Source organism: Bariatricus massiliensis, from assembly GCF_900086725.1.
Classification (GTDB): Bacteria; Bacillota; Clostridia; order Lachnospirales; family Lachnospiraceae; genus Allocoprococcus; species Allocoprococcus massiliensis.
Genome location: NZ_LT574837.1, coordinates 922,760 through 944,297, shown reverse-complemented (window position 1 = coordinate 944,297; position 21,538 = coordinate 922,760). Strand labels below are relative to the sequence as shown.

At 45.2% G+C, this 21,538-nt stretch carries 19 protein-coding genes (1 of these 19 only partly in view); 16 read left to right on the top strand and 3 right to left on the bottom strand.

Annotation, left to right across the window (positions count from 1 at the left end; all coding sequences use genetic code 11):
• Nucleotides 1–7 precede the first annotated feature (7 nt).
• The 3 genes from BN6465_RS10715 to BN6465_RS10705 all read left to right on the top strand — a co-directional run bounded on the left by BN6465_RS10715 (nucleotide 8) and on the right by BN6465_RS10705 (nucleotide 6,518).
• Nucleotides 8–2,713: a sensor histidine kinase gene (locus BN6465_RS10715; RefSeq protein WP_066734558.1), complete on the top strand. Its 2,706-nt coding sequence runs from the start codon at nucleotides 8–10 to the stop codon at nucleotides 2,711–2,713.
• Nucleotides 2,714–2,826: 113 nt separating this feature from the next.
• Nucleotides 2,827–3,984, top strand: a complete 1,158-nt coding sequence (locus BN6465_RS10710; protein ID WP_066734555.1) for a class I SAM-dependent methyltransferase — start codon at nucleotides 2,827–2,829, stop codon at nucleotides 3,982–3,984.
• A 26-nt stretch (nucleotides 3,985–4,010) separates the two neighbouring features.
• The gene (locus tag BN6465_RS10705) at nucleotides 4,011–6,518 is read left to right on the top strand and encodes a cysteine peptidase family C39 domain-containing protein (protein WP_227183866.1); all 2,508 of its coding nucleotides are present in this window, start codon (nucleotides 4,011–4,013) and stop codon (nucleotides 6,516–6,518) included.
• Between the two features lie 432 nt (nucleotides 6,519–6,950).
• On the opposite strand, the gene BN6465_RS10700 is transcribed toward BN6465_RS10705, so the two are convergent.
• The gene (locus tag BN6465_RS10700) at nucleotides 6,951–7,682 is read right to left on the bottom strand and encodes a tyrosine-protein phosphatase (protein ID WP_066734553.1); all 732 of its coding nucleotides are present in this window, start codon (nucleotides 7,680–7,682) and stop codon (nucleotides 6,951–6,953) included.
• Nucleotides 7,683–7,698: 16 nt separating this feature from the next.
• Nucleotides 7,699–8,562 carry a methionyl aminopeptidase gene (locus BN6465_RS10695; RefSeq protein ID WP_066734550.1) on the bottom strand — a complete coding sequence of 288 codons (864 nt, stop codon included), beginning with the start codon at nucleotides 8,560–8,562 and terminating at the stop codon, nucleotides 7,699–7,701.
• A gap of 152 nt (nucleotides 8,563–8,714) precedes the next feature.
• On the opposite strand from BN6465_RS10695, the gene BN6465_RS10690 reads away from it, so the two are divergent.
• The 8 genes from BN6465_RS10690 to BN6465_RS10655 all read left to right on the top strand — a co-directional run bounded on the left by BN6465_RS10690 (nucleotide 8,715) and on the right by BN6465_RS10655 (nucleotide 16,333).
• A complete protein-coding gene (locus BN6465_RS10690; protein ID WP_066734547.1) occupies nucleotides 8,715–9,791 on the top strand; it encodes a 6-phosphofructokinase in 1,077 nt (358 codons plus the stop codon).
• 26 nt (nucleotides 9,792–9,817) lie between these two features.
• Complete coding sequence (gene dnaX / locus BN6465_RS10685; RefSeq protein ID WP_066734545.1) at nucleotides 9,818–11,383, top strand: DNA polymerase III subunit gamma/tau; 1,566 nt, start codon at nucleotides 9,818–9,820, stop codon at nucleotides 11,381–11,383.
• Nucleotides 11,384–11,398: 15 nt separating this feature from the next.
• Nucleotides 11,399–11,752, top strand: a complete 354-nt coding sequence (locus tag BN6465_RS10680; RefSeq protein WP_066734543.1) for a YbaB/EbfC family nucleoid-associated protein — start codon at nucleotides 11,399–11,401, stop codon at nucleotides 11,750–11,752.
• A 10-nt stretch (nucleotides 11,753–11,762) separates the two neighbouring features.
• A complete protein-coding gene (recR, locus tag BN6465_RS10675) occupies nucleotides 11,763–12,359 on the top strand; it encodes a recombination mediator RecR (protein ID WP_066734529.1) in 597 nt (198 codons plus the stop codon).
• A 94-nt stretch (nucleotides 12,360–12,453) separates the two neighbouring features.
• Complete coding sequence (locus BN6465_RS10670; RefSeq protein ID WP_066734527.1) at nucleotides 12,454–13,596, top strand: LacI family DNA-binding transcriptional regulator; 1,143 nt, start codon at nucleotides 12,454–12,456, stop codon at nucleotides 13,594–13,596.
• A 221-nt stretch (nucleotides 13,597–13,817) separates the two neighbouring features.
• Complete coding sequence (fsa, locus tag BN6465_RS10665) at nucleotides 13,818–14,474, top strand: fructose-6-phosphate aldolase (RefSeq protein WP_066734525.1); 657 nt, start codon at nucleotides 13,818–13,820, stop codon at nucleotides 14,472–14,474.
• Nucleotides 14,475–14,567: 93 nt separating this feature from the next.
• A complete protein-coding gene (locus BN6465_RS10660; RefSeq protein WP_066734523.1) occupies nucleotides 14,568–15,404 on the top strand; it encodes a transketolase in 837 nt (278 codons plus the stop codon).
• Entirely contained in the window at nucleotides 15,392–16,333 is a 942-nt protein-coding gene (locus BN6465_RS10655) for a transketolase family protein (protein ID WP_066734520.1), read from the top strand. The genes BN6465_RS10660 and BN6465_RS10655 overlap by 13 nt, the downstream gene beginning before the upstream one ends.
• Nucleotides 16,334–16,489: 156 nt before the next feature.
• Here BN6465_RS10655 and BN6465_RS10650 read toward each other — a convergent pair whose 3' ends face one another.
• Nucleotides 16,490–17,104: a recombinase family protein gene (locus BN6465_RS10650; protein WP_242868065.1), complete on the bottom strand. Its 615-nt coding sequence runs from the start codon at nucleotides 17,102–17,104 to the stop codon at nucleotides 16,490–16,492.
• A gap of 293 nt (nucleotides 17,105–17,397) precedes the next feature.
• Between BN6465_RS10650 and BN6465_RS10645 the strand changes: the two genes are divergently transcribed.
• The 5 genes from BN6465_RS10645 to BN6465_RS10625 all read left to right on the top strand — a co-directional run.
• Nucleotides 17,398–17,610, top strand: a complete 213-nt coding sequence (locus BN6465_RS10645; RefSeq protein ID WP_154670240.1) for a hypothetical protein — start codon at nucleotides 17,398–17,400, stop codon at nucleotides 17,608–17,610.
• Between the two features lie 284 nt (nucleotides 17,611–17,894).
• On the top strand, nucleotides 17,895–18,434 hold the full coding sequence (locus BN6465_RS10640) for an HDIG domain-containing metalloprotein (protein ID WP_408605609.1): 540 nt from the start codon (nucleotides 17,895–17,897) through the stop codon (nucleotides 18,432–18,434).
• A 58-nt stretch (nucleotides 18,435–18,492) separates the two neighbouring features.
• Nucleotides 18,493–19,638 carry a LysM peptidoglycan-binding domain-containing protein gene (locus BN6465_RS10635; protein WP_066734502.1) on the top strand — a complete coding sequence of 382 codons (1,146 nt, stop codon included), beginning with the start codon at nucleotides 18,493–18,495 and terminating at the stop codon, nucleotides 19,636–19,638.
• A 129-nt stretch (nucleotides 19,639–19,767) separates the two neighbouring features.
• Nucleotides 19,768–20,943 carry a DUF5711 family protein gene (locus tag BN6465_RS10630; protein WP_066734500.1) on the top strand — a complete coding sequence of 392 codons (1,176 nt, stop codon included), beginning with the start codon at nucleotides 19,768–19,770 and terminating at the stop codon, nucleotides 20,941–20,943.
• Nucleotides 20,944–20,951: 8 nt separating this feature from the next.
• Nucleotides 20,952–21,538: the 5' portion of a CvpA family protein gene (locus BN6465_RS10625; RefSeq protein WP_066734498.1), read on the top strand. It continues 322 nt past the right edge of the window; the window shows 587 of its 909 coding nt (coding positions 1–587); its start codon is at nucleotides 20,952–20,954; its stop codon lies beyond the right edge, outside the window.

Here is a 21,538-nt window from a genome sequence, read left to right as displayed (position 1 = left end):
AGGATGTATGAATAAATGGTACCAAAGTGCACCGTGTAAAGGAATTCTCGTGCTCCTTGAACACGTGTTTGCGGTGGTCATGGCCGTCTGCCTTGTGTGGACGCTCACATATCCGGCAGGAGGACTTAGTGCGGCCGTGTTAGAGAAGCCTCAGAAGAACTATTCTGATTCAAAGGGATTCCAACGGCAGCTGCAGGACATTGCGGGGATGATAGTTTGGTCAGTACCCGTATCAGAGCAGTTCGAGACGGACGGTGTGTACGATAAAACAAAGATTGTTGATATTAAGGAATACACAGAGAATCAAACAATTTCGGGAGAAAATAAAAGTGGCCTTGCGTATACGTTAGAATCTATGATTGCGATTGGCGGTCTGAGTGCTGGATATACTAGTGCAGAATCGGATTATAATGATATTATTGTCTGTAAAAAGCCCGACGGAAGCTTTTATTACTACTATGGGACAGATTTTACGCAGGAAGTGGAGGCAGGGAATCTTGTCTTCGGCAATCTGGATAAAGCAAAGGAGCTTTACGCCATCAGCAGTAATACGGAGATGGTATCCGCGATACTGGAGGGATGGTTAGGAAATAGTGACTCAGTCTTTGAGAATATTCAGGACGGTGAGGGGCAGACGGTATATGAACGCTGTTGGAAATATGACGGGTATCAGATGATAGAGGCTGCAAAGCCTGTAGGAGCAGAGAATATTCTGGAGATTGTCAATGAAAATCCTGAATGGAACGGAAAGCTATCGGAGGCACTCAGAGACATTACGAGTGCGGCCAGCAATATTGCCACTGCGGATATGGACTATCAGAATACGCTGGATAGTTGGTCTGAGGGTAATACTAATATAGTGTACCTGTTGGTAGATTTAGACGCGAACCATGTATTTACAAATAGAGCCGCGTATCAGAGCGCGGCAGAATGGAAAAGCAGTCTTAAGGAATTAAAGAAACTAGGGAAATACGTTGTCATAGCGCCAAAGCTTGCAGATTTTGAGAGTAATATGGAGGACGCTTCAGCCGAACAGTGGCGGACCCTGATTAAGAATAATGCTTGGACGGGGAATTATATTTGTGCCTTTGCCGTAGATACAGATTATCCGATTCAAGACCGGTTCTATCAGGAGAGCAAGATATATGGGCAGTACGCGCCGGCTGTACGTGGGATTTTTGTCGCCGGGGTCGTATCGGCCGCCATGTTTCTCTTTATCTTAATATGGCTGACAACTATCGCGGGCCGTTCTAATAAGGAAGACGGCGTCCGGCTTATGGCTGTGGATAAACTTAAGACCGAGATATTTCTGGCATTTTCCGGTGGATTTCTTGCGGTGACAATTTACGGAGGAATCCAAGTTTTAGAGAATGCATTTGGTGGTACTTATTACAATTATACGGTGAGCACATTAACGTCATCTACAGGATACAGTATTGCGGATGGAAGCAGCACGCTCAATGCAGAACAGCTCTTCTTTATTGGCGCCGCCGCGCTGGGGATATGTGCTGCAGGACTTATTTTGTGGCTTGGAATTGTGCGCCGGATGAAGGCTAAGACTTTATGGCAGAACAGTGTTTTGAAATGGGCCGGCAGCTTTCTTAAGATGGTGCTTATGCATATAGGAATTGTCTGGAAAATAATTCTGGCCTTCGGGGCATTTGTCCTGATTCATTGGATTGCCATGATGGTGTGGGATCCGGGAATCTGGTTTTTCCTGATGCTTCTGGCCGAGGGGGCCGCGTTTGTATATCTTATGCGCGGAGCTATCGGAAAGAGCCGCATCAAAAGAGGTGTGGAAGCGATTGCCCGGGGGCAAGTGGAATATCAGATTCCGTTGACCGGTTTACGCGGAGAACAGCTTGAAGTCGCCAAGTATATTAATAAGATTGGGGACGGACTTGATAAGGCGTTAGAGGAGAGCATGAAAAATGAGCGCTTAAAGACAGATTTGATTACCAATGTTTCTCACGATATTAAGACGCCGCTCACCTCCATTATTAATTACGTGGAACTTCTTAAGAGGGAAAATTTTGAGGACCCTAGAATACAGAATTATTTGAAAGTGTTGGAGGAAAAGGCGTTCAGGCTGAAGACTCTGACGGAGGACGTGGTGGAAGCGTCGAAAGTCAGCAGCGGCAATATCAAACTTGAGATGATGAACTTGAATCTGATTGAACTTATCAATCAGACGAGCGCGGAATTCGATGAAAAGTTTGAGGCAAGAGATTTACAGTTTATTCTTCATACACCGTCCGAACCAGTTATTATATATGCTGACGGACGGAGAATGTGGAGGGTGTTCGCCAATGTTTTCAGCAATGCTGCCAAATATGCGATGGAGCACTCCAGAGTGTATGCAGACTTGTACCAGAACGACAGGGAAGTATTTTTTACAATAAAAAATATATCAGAACAGCCCCTTAATATTTCGCCGGATGAACTGACGGAACGTTTTATCCGGGGGGATGTATCCAGAAGTACAGAAGGAAGCGGGCTTGGCCTTTCAATTGCAAGGAATTTGACGGAGCTTCAAGGCGGAAGTTTTGAGTTATATTTGGATGGTGACTTGTTTAAAGTCATGATTCGGTTTCCACGGGTCAGGACGGAAGAGCAGGATTCCGACGAAGGAGAAGCAAAGGCAGCTGATAATGGCCCCTTGGAGGGCAACGGTTATTCGTACTGTGGGGATATAGGCAGAAAAGATATATAATGGAGAGGGAAGAGACTTCAGAAGGGGTCTTTTCCCTTTTTTCCTTATTTATCTTGCGTTTAGGAAATGCAGGCTTTAAAATAGACAGAGAAGTTTATGTCAGGAGCGTATAGATGAATACAATTAAGCAAATAGTAAAAGAAAGTTTTACGATAGAGTTCTTGTCCGCGGTGTTGAGCGGCCCAAGGACGAAGGATGGAAATACTAAAATCAAGATTCGCCCAGTCAAGAAAAGAGATGAGCTTGTCTATCAGTGTGAAGAGCATAGAAATAATCAGGTGTATCATCAAAATCTAACTGCCAAGGAAATAGAGACATATATAGAGAAGCAGATGGATAACTTTCGCCAGATGCAGGTGGAGACGAAAAAAAGCCGTTATCACATACTTGTCAGTAAAAAGGGAAAGGTTACAGTACAGAAAAAATCTCAGGCGGCCACTCTCAGGGAGGTAGACTATTCCCATAATAGAAAGAAGCGCTATATACTTGAAGAGGGGATAGAGGTTCCCTTTCTGCAGGATTTAGGGGTTATGACGCAGGACGGGGCGGTTGTGAAATCTAAGTTCGATAAGTTTCGCCAGATTAACCGTTTTTTGGAGTTTATCGAGGATATCCTCCCCAAGCTGCCTTCCGATAGAGAAGTCACGATTCTGGATTTCGGCTGTGGAAAGTCATATTTGACTTTTGCTATGTATTATTATTTACATGAATTGAAAAAGTATGATGTGAGAATTATAGGTCTGGATTTGAAAAAAGATGTAATCCGTCATTGTAACCAGTTGGCAGAGAAGTATGGCTACCATAAGTTAAAGTTTCTTGAGGGCAATATTGCAGATTATACAGGGGTGGAGGAAGTGGATATGGTAGTGACACTTCATGCCTGTGATACCGCCACAGATTTCGCCTTGGCGAAAGCGGTCGGCTGGAAAGCTAAAGTCATTTTGTCCGTGCCGTGCTGTCAGCATGAGCTAAATGCGCAGATGGAAAATGATGTTTTGGCGCCTCTCTTTTCTTATGGATTGATTAAAGAAAGAATGGCGGCTCTTGTGACAGATGCCATGAGAGCTGAATATCTAAAAAGAGAAGGCTATGAGACCCAGATTCTTGAATTTATCGATATGGCGCATACGCCGAAAAATATTCTTATCCGGGCAGTGTACACCGGAAAACGAGGAGCCAACAGTGAGACGATCGCGGCCTGTGAGGAGATGCTTCATATAAAGCCCACATTAGCCACGCTTCTTGCACAGGATAAGGATACGGGGAAGTAGCATTCAAACAATAAAGGGGATACAATATGATAAAAAAGATAGCAGTCCGGGCAGGGGTGCTCACCGCAGTATTCATTGCGGCTGTCATTCTGTTCAGTTACCTTACAAATCGTGGAAATACCGATATGAGCGCAGACATGGGCTCGGCGACGCTGCCCAGAATTTCTTTTACGACAGAAGGATATGAGGTTAATTCTCTGCCGGGTTACAAAGAGGATATGGTCATCTCATCTATGAGAGATACAGTGACTCCGGTCAGCGATTATATGCTTGATATGAATGTTGAAAAATATGACGCCAAGGTGGACAGCGTGACATGGCAGGTGTATACGCTGAATGGTGAGGAGTGCCTTCAGGAGGAGACGGTCAAGGATGTAAAAGACACGGTTTCCATGCAGTTTTCCGCGGAGAAGACGATGACGGCAGAACGAGTTCTGAAGGTCATACTTCATCTGGAGGATCAAGATGTCTATTACTATACTAGAATTGTAGATGCCGCGGAGGCGAACTATAGGACATGTCTGGATTTTGCCCAGAATTTTTTGGAAACAGAGATGGTGAAGGACAAGGCGGATTCGCTGAGTGATGTCATTGAGCCAAGTTCAGAAGGGGATAATACTACACTTCAAACGGTAACGATACATTCTGATGTAGATCATGTGACATGGGGAGACCTGAAACCAGCCATTTCTGGAGATGTCCGGTGGGAAGTACTGGAATGTAATGAGAATTATACTTCCATTCAGTTGAACTACAGTGTAAAGTGCGCCGGAGTGACGGAGGATCCGGATGCCTTATATACGGTAAAGGAATTTTTTCGAATTCGTGTGGTTGGAGATAAGACGTATCTGCTCGATTATAACCGTACCATGAATCAAGTGTTTGACGGTGGGGAGAAAGCTCTGAGCCAGAAAGGGGTTTTGCTAGGAATTGCGCCGGCAGATTTAGAATATAAAAACAATTCCGAAGGCACGATTGTTTCGTTTATACAGAACAATGAATTGTGGAATTATAATAAAGATAATGATGAGATGTCTCTTGTATTCAGTTTTGCCAGCTCTGAGAGCCGGGATGTCAGGAATCTATACGACCAGCATGATATACGGATAGTTTCCGTCGATAAAAATGGAAATACGATTTTTACGGTTTGCGGGTATATGAACAGAGGGGCACATGAGGGGCGCTCGGGGGCTGCGGTCTACTATTTTGATGCTGAAAAAAGTTCTGTGGAAGAAAAAGCCTTTGTTCCGAGTGCCAAAGGGTACTCTGTGATTAAGGAAGAGTTCGGAAAGTATGTCTATTATAGCAGTAAGTCTGAGAGACTGTATGTAATGATGGACGGAACCCTATACTGTGTAGACATGAAGGAAGACACAAGAGAGGTATTGGTGCGTGGCTTGACATCCGGACAGTACACGGCTTCGGAGGACGGGCACCTGCTTGCATATCAGAGCGGCGGAGATTTGAATCAATCTCAGAAGATTACTGTATTGAACCTGCAGACCGGTGATTCTTTCGATGTGGCGGCTGAGGGGGAAGAATATATCCGTCCCATCGGATTTATCAAAAATGATTTTGTTTATGGGACACTGCGCGGAGCGGATGCGGGGCATACGACTGCAGGGCAGAGTGTCTATCCGATGTATAAATTGGATATAGTGAACCAGAAACAGGAGATTGTGAAAAATTATCAAGTACAGGAGCTCTATATTCTGGATACGTTTATCACCGATAATATGATGACAATCAACCGGGTCTCCAAAAATGAAGATGTTTACACACCGGCGGCTGCCGATTATATCACGAATAACGAGGAAGCGGCGGAGAGCAATATTAAACTGGAGACCTATTCGGATGAAGTGAGGCAGAAGGTAGTGCGCCTTGCCTATGAAGATGGAATACGGGATACGGAAGCCAAGCTTCTGAAACCGAAGCAAGTTCTGTTTGACAAGCCAATGATGGTGCACTTTGATGAGGCCGAGACAACAGGTAAATATTATGTTTTTGCGCTTGGGGAACTTCAAGGGGTCTATGATAAGGCGGCCTATGCGGTACAGAATGCAGATGATTTGAATGGTGTTGCGGTTTCTTCCAAGCAGGCCTATGTCTGGGAGAAGAGCAACAAACCGTCTATCTATGAAGTGGACAATATGGAGCCATTCACTGCCGCCGAGGGGGAGAACACGCTGGCGGCCTGCTTAAGGCAGATGCTTACAAAGGAAGGGAAAGAGGCAGATGTAGTTAATGAACTGGCTAATGGGATGGCACCGGAAGAAATATTGAGCGGCCATATCGGCGGGGAAGGCTTGGATTTGACCGGATGCACAACGGAGCAGATACTGTATACAATCAGCCGGGAGACGCCGGTAATCGCGATGACAGGCGGAGACCACGCAGTCCTGCTGATAGGTTATAATAAGACCAATGTAGCGTACCTTGACCCGGCGGACGGACAAAGATACTCCGTGCCAATTACTGATTTAGAGAGTATGGTGGAACAAAACGGCAATACGTTTATTGGATATGCGATTTAGGAAGTACTTGTGTTGGGCGTTGATATTAGAATTACAGAACTAATTGATGAGAAAGTAAAAAATACCGGATAAACAGTCTGTTAAAAATCAGTTGTTTTTGTTCTACCTAAATTGCGGTTATTGGTAAGTCGGAATCACACATGCTGAAAAAACTTGAAAAAATTTGAGGTATCTGTTATGACATAAGCATAAAAGGAACAACCGCCCACGAGTGGTTTGACCTGTGAAAGAAGTAGAAAACACCACCCTGACACCTAGCCAAAGTTTCAAGGGTGGTTTTTCTATGCGGTACTAATGACTAATCAAGTATATGAATGTCAGTAGCTTGCTTCACAATCAGAGTGTAGTCCCTTGTAAATTCACTTAAGGGGCTGTCAAACAAGCCCCTTAAAAAACATTGCGTTAGTTTTATTTGACTTGAAATATTCAGGCCTATGAAATGATTTTATTTTTCAGTATGTCTATTTCTGTCTTAGACACTTGACAGTTAAGAAGATAATTTTCGGCGGTGCCGTAAGTCTTATGCAGATGGGCCAGCGTTTCTTCCATGTTTTGGGAATCGGCGTGGAGCATAAAATCAGGGACGTCAAGGCCCATGGATGCGAGCTGGGCTTTTTGCCCTGCTATGATGTGTTCTGTAAATACTTCTGTGGCGGCGTAGTCTTCGATAATGGTATCATCGGCGACGCCCGCGAGGGAAAGGAGCAGCATAGTGGTCACACCGGTTCTGTCCTTGCCGGCGGTGCAGTGATAGAGGGAAGCGCCTGTGTTTTCTGCAAAGAGGCGGAACATTTTTCCGAACTGTGCTTTGCCGGTCTCCAAGAACTGGATGTAAAGCTGTCCCATGGTGACGGGGATGTTTTCCCGTGTGAACTGGGAGTGGATTCCGTCTATCAATTGGATGTTTTCATAGCGGATGCCGGGCACGTGGACAAAGGCGGATGCCTGCCGCCCGGTCTCGTCTGCGGAGCGCAGGTCGACGGTGAGAGTCACCCCTTTATCAATGAAAAATTGTACGTCTTTTTCTGTGTATCCGGCTGTGTTGTCGGAGCGGAAAAAGACGTTTTCTTTTGTCAGACATCCGTCCTGTGTTTCATAGCCCCCGATATCCCGTACGTTGCAGGCCCCTTCGATGGGGAGCAGATGAGAATAAATATCGTTCATAAATAAATTCCTCCGTCTATTTTGTGAGTACTTCTGCGCCGTCTTCGGTGATCAGTACCATATATTCTATTTGGGCGGACAGGCCGTCATCTTCTGTGTACACTGTCCAGCCGTTATCTTCATCAACAAAGAAGTCTGGACTGCCTTCGTTGATCATAGGCTCAATCGTAAATATCATGCCGGGTACCAGAAGCATTTCGCTGCCTTTGGGGGTGACGTAGCTTACCCACGGGTCTTCGTGGAATTCCAGTCCAATACCATGTCCGCCGATTTCTTCTACGACGGAGTAGCCATTTGCCTTGGCGTGGCTGTTGATGGCGTAGGCGATATCCCCAAGGTGGTTCCACGGCTTAGCCTGCTCCAGCCCAAGCTTCACACACTCTTCTGTGACGCGGACCAATCTTTCCGCGCGCTCACTTGTCTTTCCGATGATAAACATGCGGGAGGCATCGGAAAAGTATCCGTCAAGTATCGTAGACACATCTACATTGATAATGTCTCCTTCTTCTAAAAGAATGGTATCATCCGGGATTCCGTGGCAGATTTCGTTATTTAGGGAAGTGCACACACTTTTTGGGAAACCTTGATAGTGGAGGGGGGCTGGGATGCCGCCGTGTGCCACTGTATAATCGTAGACAAGACGGTCGATTTCCTCCGTACTCATTCCTGCGTGAATATGGGATTCTACATGGTCGAGAACAGCCGTGTTTAATTCGGCGCTCTTTTTTATTTGTTCAATTTGAGAAACGGTTTTTAAAATGTCCCGTGTGGGAACGATGTCCCCTTTTTCTTTGTGATATAAAATTTTATCTTCGATGATGCGGTGGCATTTTTTGTATTTCTTTCCACTTCCGCACCAGCACATTTCGTTGCGCTCCATATTTTTACCTGACTTTCTTTGTATTTATTACAATCTATAGTATAGCCATTTGTCGGAGAAACGTCAATGAAAGCGGATGTTTTGATTGTTTAGAGGGAAAGAATAAGTTATAATAGCAGTAGAGCGATGACAACAGAAAGGACGTGGGACATATGTTAAGAATAGGAATGCTTACCAGCGGCGGTGACTGTCAGGCTTTGAATGCGGCCATGAGAGGCGTTGTAAAAGGTGTATTTTCTGAGCGTGATGATGTAGAGATTTATGGATTTCAAGAAGGATATAAGGGACTGATCTATTCGAATTTTAAGATGCTGACATCCAGAGATTTTTCGGGGATTCTGACAGTTGGCGGCACAATCCTTGGGACGAGCAGACAGCCGTTTAAGCTGATGCGGGTTCCGGGGGAGGACGGGCTTGATAAAGTGGAGGCTATGAAGCATACTTATCATAAGCTGAATCTCAATTGTCTTGTTGTCCTTGGAGGAAACGGCACGCATAAGACGGCCAATATGCTCCGTGAGGAGGGGTTGAATGTGATAACCCTGCCGAAGACGATTGACAACGATCTCTGGGGGACGGATATGACCTTTGGTTTTCAGAGTGCGGTGGATATTGCAACGGATACGATTGACCGGATTCATACGACGGCGACTTCCCACAGCCGGGTGTTCATCATTGAGGTGATGGGACACAAGGTTGGCTGGGTGACGTTGCATGCGGGGATAGCGGGCGGCGCGGATATCATTCTGCTGCCTGAGATACCTTATGATCTGGATGTAATCATCAAGGCCATTAACGGACGGGCCAAAGCGGGAAAGAGATTTACCATCATAGCAGTGGCAGAGGGGGCTATTTCTAAGGATGACGCTGCGCTTCCGAAAAAGAGGTTGAAGGAGAAGCAGGCTAAGAAGACGTATCCTTCCGTGGCTTATGAGCTGGCGGAGAAGATACAGAACCGCACGGATCAAGAAGTGCGTATCACCGTGCCGGGGCATACGCAGCGGGGCGGTTCTCCGTGTCCCTATGACCGGGTTCTGGCTACCAGACTTGGGGCAGCCGCAGCGGGCCTGATCTTGAAGGAAGATTATGGATATATGGTGGCCATAAAGAACGGGGAAATCAAGAAGGTGCCGCTTCAGGAGGTTGCCGGTAAGCTGAAGAGCGTCGATCCTAAAGCGGATATTATTAAAGAAGCCAAGCTGACAGGAATCAGTTTCGGCGATGAATAGGAAAGAACCTTGGAGGAGTGAAACACATGTCGTATACTGCCTTATACCGTAAGTTCCGCCCTGCGGAATTTGCGGACGTGAAGGGACAAGATCATATTATTACAACATTGAAGAATCAAATTAAGGCACAGAGAATCGGCCATGCCTACCTGTTCTGCGGGACAAGGGGGACTGGAAAGACGACGGTGGCGAAAATATTCGCGAAAGCGGTGAATTGTGAACATCCGGTGGACGGCAGTCCTTGCGGTGAGTGCGAGATGTGTAAAGGCATCGGAGCGGGGATATCTATGAATGTGATAGAGATTGACGCCGCGTCGAATAATGGTGTCGACAATATCAGGGAGATTCGGGATGAAGTATCCTACCGTCCTACGGAGGGAAGGTATAAAGTTTATATCATCGATGAGGTGCATATGCTTTCCATCGGGGCTTTCAACGCGCTGCTGAAGACACTTGAGGAGCCGCCGGATTACGTCATCTTTATTTTGGCGACTACGGAGGCCCATAAGATTCCGATTACGATTCTGTCCAGATGCCAGCGTTATGACTTCAAGCGTATTACAATAGATACGATAGCCGCCAGACTCACAGAGCTGATGGAAAAAGAGCAGGTTGAGGTTGAAGAGCGCGCTATCCGGTATCTTGCCAAGGCTGCGGACGGTTCTATGCGTGATGCGTTGAGCCTTCTGGATCAGTGTATTGCATTTTATCTGGGGCAGACTTTGACTTATGACAATGTGCTTGAGGTGCTGGGAGCTGTGGATACCGAGGTGTTCAGCCGGCTTCTGCGGGAGATTATAGCACAGGATGTATCCCGGGTGCTGAAGACGGTGGAAGAGCTGGTTATGCAGGGGAGAGAATTGTCCCAGCTTTCTGCGGATTTCACATGGTATTTAAGGAACTTGCTTCTTGTGAAAAGTTCTGATAATATGGAGGATGTGCTGGATGTATCTACAGAGAATCTTGCGCAGTTGAAGGAAGAGGCAGCGATGATAGATTCGGAAGTGCTTCTCCGCTATATCCGCATTTTTTCGGAGTTGACGAACCAGCTCAGGTACGCGACGCAGAAGCGTGTGCTTCTGGAAGTGACGCTTATTAAGATGTGCAAGCCACAGATGGAGAGTTCAAAAGACAGCCTTTTGGATAGGATACGTGCGCTGGAAAAGCAGGTGGAGGAAGGGGTTACGTCCGCGCCTGTGGAGCAGAAGGTCGTCTATGTGAATGGCGAAGCGCCGAAGCCACAGCCCAAACCGGAGCTGCCAAGGGCGCTCACGGAAGAGGTGAAGCAGGTGGCGTCTAATTTCCGGGGAATTGCAAACGAGGCGTCGGGTATGCTGCGTAATTATTTAAAGCAGGCCAAGTTAAGCGCTGGGAATCAGGACCAGCTGCTTGTTGTACTTCCCGATGAAATCAGTGCGGGAGTTGTAGGAACTGCGGATCATGTGCAGGAGCTGGAACAGCTTATTGAACAAAAGGTAGGCAAGCATATTCCGGTAGAAGTGCGTCAGCTGGAAACAGGGCGGCGGTTCGAGGAAAGCTTTGTAGATATAGAGAAGATGATTCATATGGATATTACCATTGAGGACGAATAAAGGAGGATTAGTATTATGGCAAAACGTGGAGGATTTCCGGGCGGAGGGATGCCCGGCAATATGGCTAATTTAATGAAGCAGGCTCAGAAAATGCAGCGCCAGATGGAAGAGCAGGCGAAAGAGATGGAGACGAAGGAATTTACGGCTACGGCAGGCGGCGGAGCGGTAGAGGTTACTATCAACGGGAAGAAGGAAGTGCAGAAGGTGAAGCTTTCTGAGGAAGTTGTGGATCCGGATGACATTGAGATGCTGGAAGATTTGATTGTGGCGGCTGTCAATGAAGCTATCCGTCAGGCCGATGAAGAGAACGCATCCGCTATGGGCAAGCTTACAGGCGGTATGGGCGGCGGAATGCCGGGATTATTCTAGGAGTGCAGGCATGGATTATTATAGCAGTCAGATAAGCAAGTTAATTGATGAATTTTCGCGACTGCCCGGAATCGGAACAAAGTCAGCCCAAAGGCTGGCTTTTCATATGATAAATATGCCGAAAGAACAGGTGGAAGAGATGGCGCGCACCATGGTAGAGGCACGCAATAATGTTCGCTACTGCAAGGAATGCTGGACTTTAACGGACCGTGAGGTGTGCCCGATTTGTGCGAGCAGCGAGAGAGACCATAAGACCATTATGGTGGTAGAGACAGCCCGTGATCTGGCGGCCTATGAAAAGACAGGGAAGTACGAGGGAGTCTATCATGTACTGCATGGCGCCATTTCACCGATGCTGGGTATCGGGCCGGGAGATATAAGGCTGAAGGAGCTGATGGAGCGGCTGCAGGGGGATGTGGATGAAGTCATTATCGCCACAAACTCCAGTCTCGAGGGTGAGACTACGGCTATGTATATCAGTAAGCTGATCAAGCCCACCGGAATTAAAGTCAGCCGTATAGCCAGCGGCGTACCTGTGGGCGGTGACTTGGAATATATAGACGAAGTGACATTGCTGAGAGCACTGGAAGGAAGAACAGAGCTTTAAGCAAGGGGCAAAGGGGACAGGTCCCAACGCGTTGGGACCTGTCCCCGTCTACAATTTTGAGAATTGTCTGGAAATTCTGGAGGTGTGAATCGGGATGAAAAGGAATAAGGTTACGTCTTCTGATATTGCGAAAGCCGCAGGGGTATCGCAGTCCACGGTCTCTATGGTTTTGAATAGGAAGTATAATGTTTCTTTTTCGAAGGAGACTATTCGGAAGGTGGAGCAGGCGGCGAAGGAGATGGGATATGAGATTCCGAAGCGCAAGAAACCTAAGGAGAGTAAGAGAGACAAATTAATTGTTGTTTTTTGCTCGAACCTTACGAATCCTTATTATGTGATGCTTCTGCAGGGGATTGAATCCCGGGCGAAGGAGCAAGGGTATGGACTATTTGTCTGCAACACGCAGCGGGATCTGCGGATGGAGGAGCGGTATCTGAAAATGATGCCGGAGCTTCGGCCGCTGGGCATTATCTACACCTGTAATCCCAGCCATTGTTTTATGGATATGGTGGAGGAATTGGCGGGAGAGATACCAATTGCGATTATTAATAACCAGAATGAACATTTGAATGTTGACGCGGTGGAGCTGGACAACTCAAAGCTGGGGCGTCTGATGGCCCGCCATCTGTTGGAACTGGGGCACCGTAAGGTGGCGTATATAGCGCCGCCTCTTACAACACGGCAAAAGCAGCGCTCTAAGAGAGTGGAAGGATTCTTAAAGGAGTTTGACGCCAAAGGGCTGAAGGGGAATGTGATTATCAAGGCGGCAAGTGAAGAGACGGACGAGGATGTGCCAAATATTGATTCGGAATATAAAATCGGATATGACCTGACAAAAGAAGTGCTCAAGGAAGAGAAAGATGTGACGGCGATTGTGGGCCTCAACGATATGATTGCATTTGGAATCCTTGACGCCCTGCACGAAGAAAAATACAAGGTTCCTGGCGACATTTCCGTAATGGGATGTGATAACACGCTGTTTGCGAGGATGCACAAAGTTTCTCTTACTACGATTGAGCATTTTGTAGTCTTCAAAGGACGGGACGCCTGCGATATTATTATGAAAAAAATTATGTCCCAGAATAGTACCTATTCCGATATTCAGCCGATCAGCACTTACCATGTAGAATATGAACCGAAATTGATAGCCAGAGGGACGACCTCCTATGCAAAAACAAAAATTAGTTCATTTTCGAAAAATATTACTAATAATTCTAAGAGAAAGAACAATAAATAGACGTATTAGTGTGAATGAATGAAGTAAATGTCTAGAATATTTATTAATAAAATGATAATATTAATTGAGAAAATTACTAATAAATAATATGCCTATTGACCAATTTCTAATAAATAGGATATAATCTAAGCAAATCGGGCAGTTGGCATATAGACGCGGGTAAATGCTGTCAGATTGCGGGAAAATATAACGATTTCTTAAAATCAAGGAGGAAAAGAAGAATGAAATTTTTCATCGACACAGCGAACGTGGAAGACATCAAAAAAGCGAATGATATGGGCGTAATCTGCGGAGTAACAACAAATCCGTCTTTAATCGCTAAAGAAGGACGTGACTTTGCAGAAGTTATCGCAGAGATTACTTCTATCGTGGACGGGCCAATCAGCGGGGAAGTGAAGGCGACCACAACAGACGCTGAGGGCATGATTGCAGAAGGAAGAGAGATTGCCAAAATCCATCCGAACATGGTTGTTAAAATTCCGATGACCGTCGAAGGCCTGAAAGCTTGCAAAGTATTAAGCGCAGAAGGAATCAAGACGAATGTAACATTGATTTTCACCGCAAATCAGGCACTGTTGGCAGCAAGAGCAGGCGCAACTTATGTATCCCCATTCCTCGGACGTCTGGACGACATTTCCGTGCGCGGTATTGACTTGATCAGCGAAATCGCGGAAATCTTCGCAGTGGCAGGGGATATCGACACCGAGATTATAGCGGCGAGCGTGCGCACGACCATGCATGTGACAGACTGTGCACTTGCGGGAGCACATATTGCGACAGTACCATATAAGGTAATTGAACAAATGACACACCACCCACTGACAGATGCTGGTATCGCTAAATTCCAGGCAGACTACAAGGCTGTTTTCGGAGAGTAGGGAGAATAAGCGCCGTGGCGAATGGTGAGGGCAATCATTCAAGCAAAAACGGATACATAGAACTTAATCACTTATTATTAGGAGGCAAATTTCATGAACAAGCTTGAACTTATGAAGACTGCAAATGAAGTGCGCAAGGATATCGTGACAGCAGTATATTCTGCAAAGTCAGGACATCCGGGCGGATCTTTATCAGCAGCAGACATCTATACTTACTTATTTTTTGAAGAAATGAACGTTGATCCGGCAGAGCCGAAAAAGGCAGACCGTGACCGTTTCGTATTATCCAAAGGGCACACCGCTCCAGGATACTACTCAGCACTTGCCGAGAGAGGATTTTTCCCGGTAGAAGACTTAAAGACACTTCGTCACGTGGGCTCCTACCTTCAGGGACATCCGGATATGAAGCACATCCCGGGTGTCGATATGTCAAGCGGCTCACTTGGACAGGGCGTATCCGCAGCAGTAGGAATGGCTATCTCCGCTAAACTTTCTGGCGACGACTACCGTGTATACACACTGGTGGGCGACGGCGAGATTCAGGAAGGACAGGTTTGGGAGGCTGCTATGCTGGCAGGATTCCAGAAGCTGGACAATCTTGTGTTTATCATTGACAATAACAATCTTCAGATTGACGGACCAATCGACGAAGTGAACTCTCCATATCCAATCGACAAGAAGTTCGAAGCGTTCAACTTCCATGTAATCAACATTGATGGTCACAATTTCGATGAGATTGACGCTGCATTCAAGGAAGCGAAAGCAACCAAGGGTATGCCGACCGCTATTATTGCTAAGACCGTAAAAGGAAAAGGTGTTTCTTTCATGGAGAATCAGGCAGGATGGCACGGAAAAGCTCCGAGTGAAGAAGAATATAAGACAGCTATGGCAGATTTAGAGAAAGTAGGTGAAGCATTATGTCAGAAGTAAAGAAGATCGCAACAAGAGAAAGCTACGGTAATGCTTTGGCAGAATTAGGTAAATTACATGACGACGTTGTTGTATTGGACGCTGACCTTGCAGGCGCAACCAAGACGGGCGTTTTCAAAAAAGCGTTCCCTCAGCGTTTTATCGACTGCGGTATCGCAGAGGGAAATATGATTGGCGTTGCGGCAGGTATCGCTACAACCGGAAAAGTTCCGTTTGCCAGCTCCTTTGCAATGTTTGCAGCCGGACGTGCGTTTGAACAGGTTCGTAACTCCGTTGGATATCCGAAGAACAATGTGAAAATCGGTGCGACCCACGCCGGAATCTCTGTAGGAGAGGATGGGGCTACACATCAGTGTAACGAGGATATCGCATTGATGAGAACAATTCCGGGAATGGTAGTAATCAGCCCGTCTGATGATGTAGAAGCAAAGGCAGCAGTATTTGCAGCTTATGAGCATCAGGGTCCTGTTTACCTTCGTTTCGGAAGACTTGCCGTTCCGGTAATCAATGACACACCGGATTATAAGTTCGAAATCGGAAAAGGTATCGTACTTCGGGAAGGTAAGGATGTGACAATCGTTGCCACAGGCCTTGAAGTGAGTGAATCCCTTACGGCCGCAGAAAAGCTTGCGGCAGATGGAATCGAGGCCAAGGTCATCAATATCCATACAATCAAACCGCTGGATGAAGAATTGATTCTCGCGGCAGCAAAAGAAACCGGAAAAGTGGTTACAGTTGAAGAACATTCTGTAATCGGCGGACTTGGAAGTGCTGTCTGCGATGTCCTGTCTGAGAACCTCCCGACACCGGTTCTTAAGATTGGTGTGATGGATGTGTTCGGCGAGTCCGGCCCGGCAGTAGAATTGGTTAAGAAATACGGTCTTGATGCTGATAGCATTTATGAGAAAGTAAAAGCATTTGTAAAATAGTTTAATATTATGACATCAGGGTCAAAAGGTGCTTTGACCTCAACATTGTATAATGGAGGGAGTCCCCGTCTCATAAGAGGCGGGGATTTTCTGTTTGAGGATAAGCTATATTCACAAATGAAAGAACTTTGACATGAATAGTTCAAGTCAGAAATCTTAATAATTCTCCTGTTCCCTGCGATAGCGGGATACCAGCCAGCGGAGCTGATTCTCGCTGACATTTAATTTGCATGCAGTCTCTGAAAAAGTCAGTGCCTTACGGCGCCACAGTAAATAGTACTTTTCAAATCCATCAGGATAAGGTTTAGGGTAACGGCCCAAATGCTTGCCCTGAGCCTTGGCCGCGGCGATGCCTTCAGCCTGACGCTGACGGATATATTCTCGTTCGGTCTGCGCTACATAAGAGAGAAGCTGCAGAACGATGTCCGAGATCAATGTTCCGATTAAATCTTTTTTTGTTCTTGTATCTAGAAGTGGCATGTCAATAATTACAATGTCTATATTCTTTTCTTTGACTAGATAATTCCATTCCTTTTGTATCTCTTCATAATTACGGCCCAGCCGGTCTATGCTCTTGACGACCAGAATATCACCCTCATGAAGTTTTCGGCGGAGCCGCTTGTATTGCGGACGCTCGAAGTCCTTTCCAGAAATCTTGTCTGCGTAAAGGTTGTGCTTTGAGATTCCCCATTTTAGAAGCTCGACACGCTGTCTTTCATCATTTTGTTCTGCTGTTGATACTCTCATGTACCCATAGTATTTTTTTCCCAATATAAAAACACCTCCTGACGTTATTATCCATCGGAGGCGCTGAATTATTACTACTATTTCAAGAAACCTATACCTTTTTTGCAAAAAAGCAACTAACAAAATACCAATATAATATTAACATCTTTAAAAGCTTCAGGCAAGGGATAAATACAAGATAAATTAATAAAACTACGCTAAATTGATTGGAATAAAAAGGTATACATTAACAAAAATGGAAAATTATGAAAAATATAATTTGGAAAATTTTTTCTTTAAAGGTATACATTTACAGTTACGAGAAAGGACTTAAGAGGATGGTAGAGTACAAATATCTAAAAAGCGAGGAAATGGGACATTTGTGCAGAGAATGTCTGAACCACCGGCATGGGTTGAACCTGAAGCGGCAGGATTGTGTATATGGCTATTATTCGGGACAGTGTGAACGCTGTGGAAAAATGAAACACATTGTAATTGCAATTTCTTTAAAGGCAAGGTGGAAGCTGCTTTTTGGCAAGAAAGGCAGATAATAGAGTAATACTTTAAACCACTGAGAATGTTGGTATAATATTTTAAATATCAGCATGTACTATATTTGATCTTCTCATCGTTATTTATAACGAGTTAAAAGCCGTCCTTTAGGGCGGCTTTTGGCTTGCCAGAACTAGAAACTTGTTTAAATAAAACCTTAATTTTTTCAAAAATTCATACAGCAAGTTAAAAAATTTGCTATACTATTATGGAAATAAAATAGTATTTGTTGAAGAAGGAGATAGATGGTTTGAAGAATTTCAGGGAGAGGGCGGCCAAAAAGCTGCTGGAACTTCGCCGGGACTGGAACGAAGAGTTCAATGATTGTATAAAGGATTTGGCCAGTCATCCTGTGGTACTGCGTATGAAGCTGTACCCTCATCACGGAAAGACCAATTGTTACCAGCACTGTATGCATGTTGCCTACTATAATTACCAGTGGTGCCGGTTCCTGAAGCTGGACGCACGTTCAGCGGCTAGAGGTGGGATGCTGCACGATTTGTTTCTATATGACTGGCACACCCATGCAAAAAAGACTGGTGACCGTTTCCACGGTATGACTCATCCAAAAGAGGCGCTGAAAAATGCAGAAAAATTTTTTGAACTAAATAAGACGGAGAAGGATATTATTCGTTCCCACATGTGGCCCGTGACATTATTTACGCTGCCTCATACAAAAGAGGGATGGATAACGACTATCACAGACAAATATTGTGGGAGCTGCGAGACGAGCAGGCGGGAAAATGTCGATACCACAAGAATACGACGGGATTTATCAAGAGTTGTCGAGCGGTTTTCATATCTGGCTGACATAAAGCGATAAAATTGGTGGTTTTCATATGCTATCATAAGCAAAAATATGCAAAATGAGGTGAGAGTATATGGAAAACCAATTTCCGAAAAATGTACGGCAGATAGGTAATGTTAGTGATACTCCTAGAATTTATGTTGAAGATTATGTCGATACATTTCTAAACCAACTTTGCGATAAAGCGGATGAAAATCCGACAGGGGCCTTTTTGATTGGACATACAGTACGTCAGGAAGAACAGGACTGCATCTATATCTCTGGTGCGGTGCAGATGGAGGAGATAGATACAGAAGGACCGGATATAGCCATAGGGGAGGAAACGTGGAAAAAGGCCGGGGAAGACTGCGAAAAATATTTTGAAGGCGGTAAGATTATAGGCTGGTTTATTTCCCTTCCGGGACATCCTCTTCTATTAAATGGTAATCTTACTAAAATTCATGAACAATATTTTGCGCATACGGGAACGGTATTTATTATGAAGGATGCCGCCGAGAAGGACGAGCTATATTTTGCCTATAAATATAAAGAGCTTATGCAGATGGGCGGGCATTACATATATTATGAGAAAAATCCATCCATGCAGAATTACATGGTGACAAGGCGTAAAAAGATTGGCGTGACTCCCAGTGAAGTTGTGGAGGATAAGGCTGCAAAGAATTTTCGTAGTATCGTGAAAGAGCGGTTCGAAGTTCAAGAGCAGCGGCATACCTCCAGAGTGATGTACGCGGCAAGTGTGTTTCTTGTTTTGGTGGTACTTATTATCGGAGTCACGACCATGAATAATTATGACAAAATGAAGTCGGTACAGTCGTCGCTGGATTATATAAAAGAAACCGTATCGCCCGGCAAGGAGGGGCAGACGGTGGAGACCAGCGCTCAGCCAAAAAGCGGGACAGAGGACTCAGAACCCCAAGAGGATCAAGGGGAAGGCGATACCGATGACGGCGGAAGCGTTGGAGGACAGACAGATGGACAAGCCTCTGGTCAGGACGCTTCCACTCAGGGGAAAACTGACACAAATTCCGGCGGCGATACAGCCGCCAGTACGATGAAAGAAATGAGTGAAGATATCTATATTGTAGAGAAGGGGGACACACTCGCCAGAATCAGCAAGAAAGTATACGGCGATACAAGTCATGTAGATGCAATCTGCAAAATGAACGGTCTATCCGACGGCAACTTAATCTTCATAGGACAGAAATTATTGCTTCCATAGAAAAGTGTGATATAATGAGCGCATAGCCCTGAGGTGGCGTTCGGAGCGGAAGTATGAACGCGGATTGAGAGAAACTCGTTTACCGCCCCGCAGTCGAAAGAAATAAGACAAGAAGAAAAAGGATATAATATGGGTGTTATTATAGAAGTACGGAATCCGTTAGAGGATTTGGAAGAAAAAATTAAAGCGCATAAGCGGCGATTCTGGAGAAAAGTCATTTTGACTACAATTACGTTGCTGGCGGCCGCCGCCAGTACCTATCTGTTGGTGGAGCTGCAGACATATAATGTGGCGAGGACGGTTCAGAGTTACCAAGATGCAGGCAATGACAAGAATAGTTACATGCAGTTTTCGAATGGTGTACTAAAATACAGCCGGGACGGAATTGCATTTTTGAATAGAAAAGCGGAAGAGCAGTGGAACCAGTCTTATCAAATTAAAAATCCTTTTTTAAATATTAATAAGGATTCTGTCGTTGTGGGAGACCGGGGAGGAAATGATATTCTAGTTTTTAATAAAAAGGGACTCAGGGGGGAGGTGCATACCAATTATCCTGTAGAATCGCTGGCGGTGTCGGAGAATGGTATTGTGTGCGCGCTGCTTAAAAATGAAAATACATCTTTAATTGTGTGTTATGATGCGGCAGGAAATATGTTGGTGGAACACAGAGCCTCTATAACCGGGACGGGATATCCGATAGGAATGGCAATTTCTCCTGACGGAGGTATGCTTCAGGTATCTTATCTCTGCGTGGTGGATGGGGTACAGGCTACCCGGATTATCTACTACGATTTTCATAATGGTGGAACGGAGGAGTCAGAACAGCAGGCTGCTGAAGAAGTGTATAAAAATGAAATCATTCCAATGTCCTTTTTTGTGGATGATAATACGTCTATGTTAATCAGCGAGCAGGCTTTTTACATATATAAAGGGAAAGATAAACCGGCTTTATCAAAAAAAGTGGAACTTAATAAGGAAGTAAAAAGCGTGTTCTATGATGACGACTATATAGGGTTTGTATTAAAAGACGACTCTCAGGATAAAAATGAACTAAGGCTGTATAATATGTCAGGAACAGAAAAGCTTTCAAAAACATTCGAGGGAGAATATAGCAATGTAAAGATTGCGGACGGAAGCGTTATGATGTTCGATGGCAAACAGTGTGCTGTGTTTACAACATGGGGTGTGCAAAAGTTTGACGGTGAGATGGAAGAAAATATTCTCGATATTTTACCCCTTTCCGGAATTAATAAATATCTGGTGATGAGTGAACGTGGAATTGAAGAAGTACGATTTGGAAAATAGGAGTTAGTATGAATTGGTTACTGATAAGTGTTAGTGTAATTATAGGAATTGGAGCTATAGTGGGTTTTGCCAGAGGAGCGGTACGCATTGCGGTTTCTCTTTTGGCGACTGTGCTTACGCTTGTGGTAGTATTTTTTGCAACACCGTATGTCAGCAAAGCGATAATGTCTTTTACGCCATTGGATGATATGATAGAGGAACAATGTTTAAAAACAATGGCGGGAGCTGTGGGTGGCAATGCATCGTCGGGCACGGGGCTTACCGAGGAACAGGTGCGTTCATTTCTTGAAGGGGCTGGTGTGTCAGAGGAACAGCTGGCGGCCGCAGGCATTACGGTTGAAGACATTGTGAATGGGAATGTGTCAGGGTCCGACTTAGAAAAGTATGGTATTTCCGCTCATATATTGGAGGGGAAGGGGCATGCTGACGAGGAAATAAAACAGTCCATATTAGATGCTGAGGTGCCGAGACAACTGCAGATTTCCGCTATAGAGGGAGCCGACATTCCAGATGTTTTTAAAGAGTTGCTGCTCAGCAATAACAACAGTGAAGTTTATAATAGTTTAGGAGTCTCTACATTTGCGGAATATCTGAG

Excerpts from the sequence above, each read along its gene's own strand:
- BN6465_RS10710 (WP_066734555.1), top strand. The coding sequence starts at position 2,827 with ATGAATACAATTAAGCAAATAGTAAAAGAAAGTTTTACGATAGAGTTC.
- BN6465_RS10700 (WP_066734553.1), bottom strand. The coding sequence starts at position 7,682 with ATGAACGATATTTATTCTCATCTGCTCCCCATCGAAGGGGCCTGCAAC.
- BN6465_RS10705 (WP_227183866.1), top strand. The coding sequence starts at position 4,011 with ATGATAAAAAAGATAGCAGTCCGGGCAGGGGTGCTCACCGCAGTATTC.
- BN6465_RS10690 (WP_066734547.1), top strand. The coding sequence starts at position 8,715 with ATGTTAAGAATAGGAATGCTTACCAGCGGCGGTGACTGTCAGGCTTTG.
- BN6465_RS10655 (WP_066734520.1), top strand. The coding sequence starts at position 15,392 with ATGTCAGAAGTAAAGAAGATCGCAACAAGAGAAAGCTACGGTAATGCT.
- BN6465_RS10645 (WP_154670240.1), top strand. The coding sequence starts at position 17,398 with ATGGTAGAGTACAAATATCTAAAAAGCGAGGAAATGGGACATTTGTGC.
- BN6465_RS10630 (WP_066734500.1), top strand. The coding sequence starts at position 19,768 with ATGGGTGTTATTATAGAAGTACGGAATCCGTTAGAGGATTTGGAAGAA.
- BN6465_RS10695 (WP_066734550.1), bottom strand. The coding sequence starts at position 8,562 with ATGGAGCGCAACGAAATGTGCTGGTGCGGAAGTGGAAAGAAATACAAA.
- BN6465_RS10670 (WP_066734527.1), top strand. The coding sequence starts at position 12,454 with ATGAAAAGGAATAAGGTTACGTCTTCTGATATTGCGAAAGCCGCAGGG.
- recR (WP_066734529.1), top strand. The coding sequence starts at position 11,763 with ATGGATTATTATAGCAGTCAGATAAGCAAGTTAATTGATGAATTTTCG.
- fsa (WP_066734525.1), top strand. The coding sequence starts at position 13,818 with ATGAAATTTTTCATCGACACAGCGAACGTGGAAGACATCAAAAAAGCG.
- BN6465_RS10680 (WP_066734543.1), top strand. The coding sequence starts at position 11,399 with ATGGCAAAACGTGGAGGATTTCCGGGCGGAGGGATGCCCGGCAATATG.
- dnaX (WP_066734545.1), top strand. The coding sequence starts at position 9,818 with ATGTCGTATACTGCCTTATACCGTAAGTTCCGCCCTGCGGAATTTGCG.
- BN6465_RS10715 (WP_066734558.1), top strand. The coding sequence starts at position 8 with ATGAATAAATGGTACCAAAGTGCACCGTGTAAAGGAATTCTCGTGCTC.
- BN6465_RS10635 (WP_066734502.1), top strand. The coding sequence starts at position 18,493 with ATGGAAAACCAATTTCCGAAAAATGTACGGCAGATAGGTAATGTTAGT.
- BN6465_RS10660 (WP_066734523.1), top strand. The coding sequence starts at position 14,568 with ATGAACAAGCTTGAACTTATGAAGACTGCAAATGAAGTGCGCAAGGAT.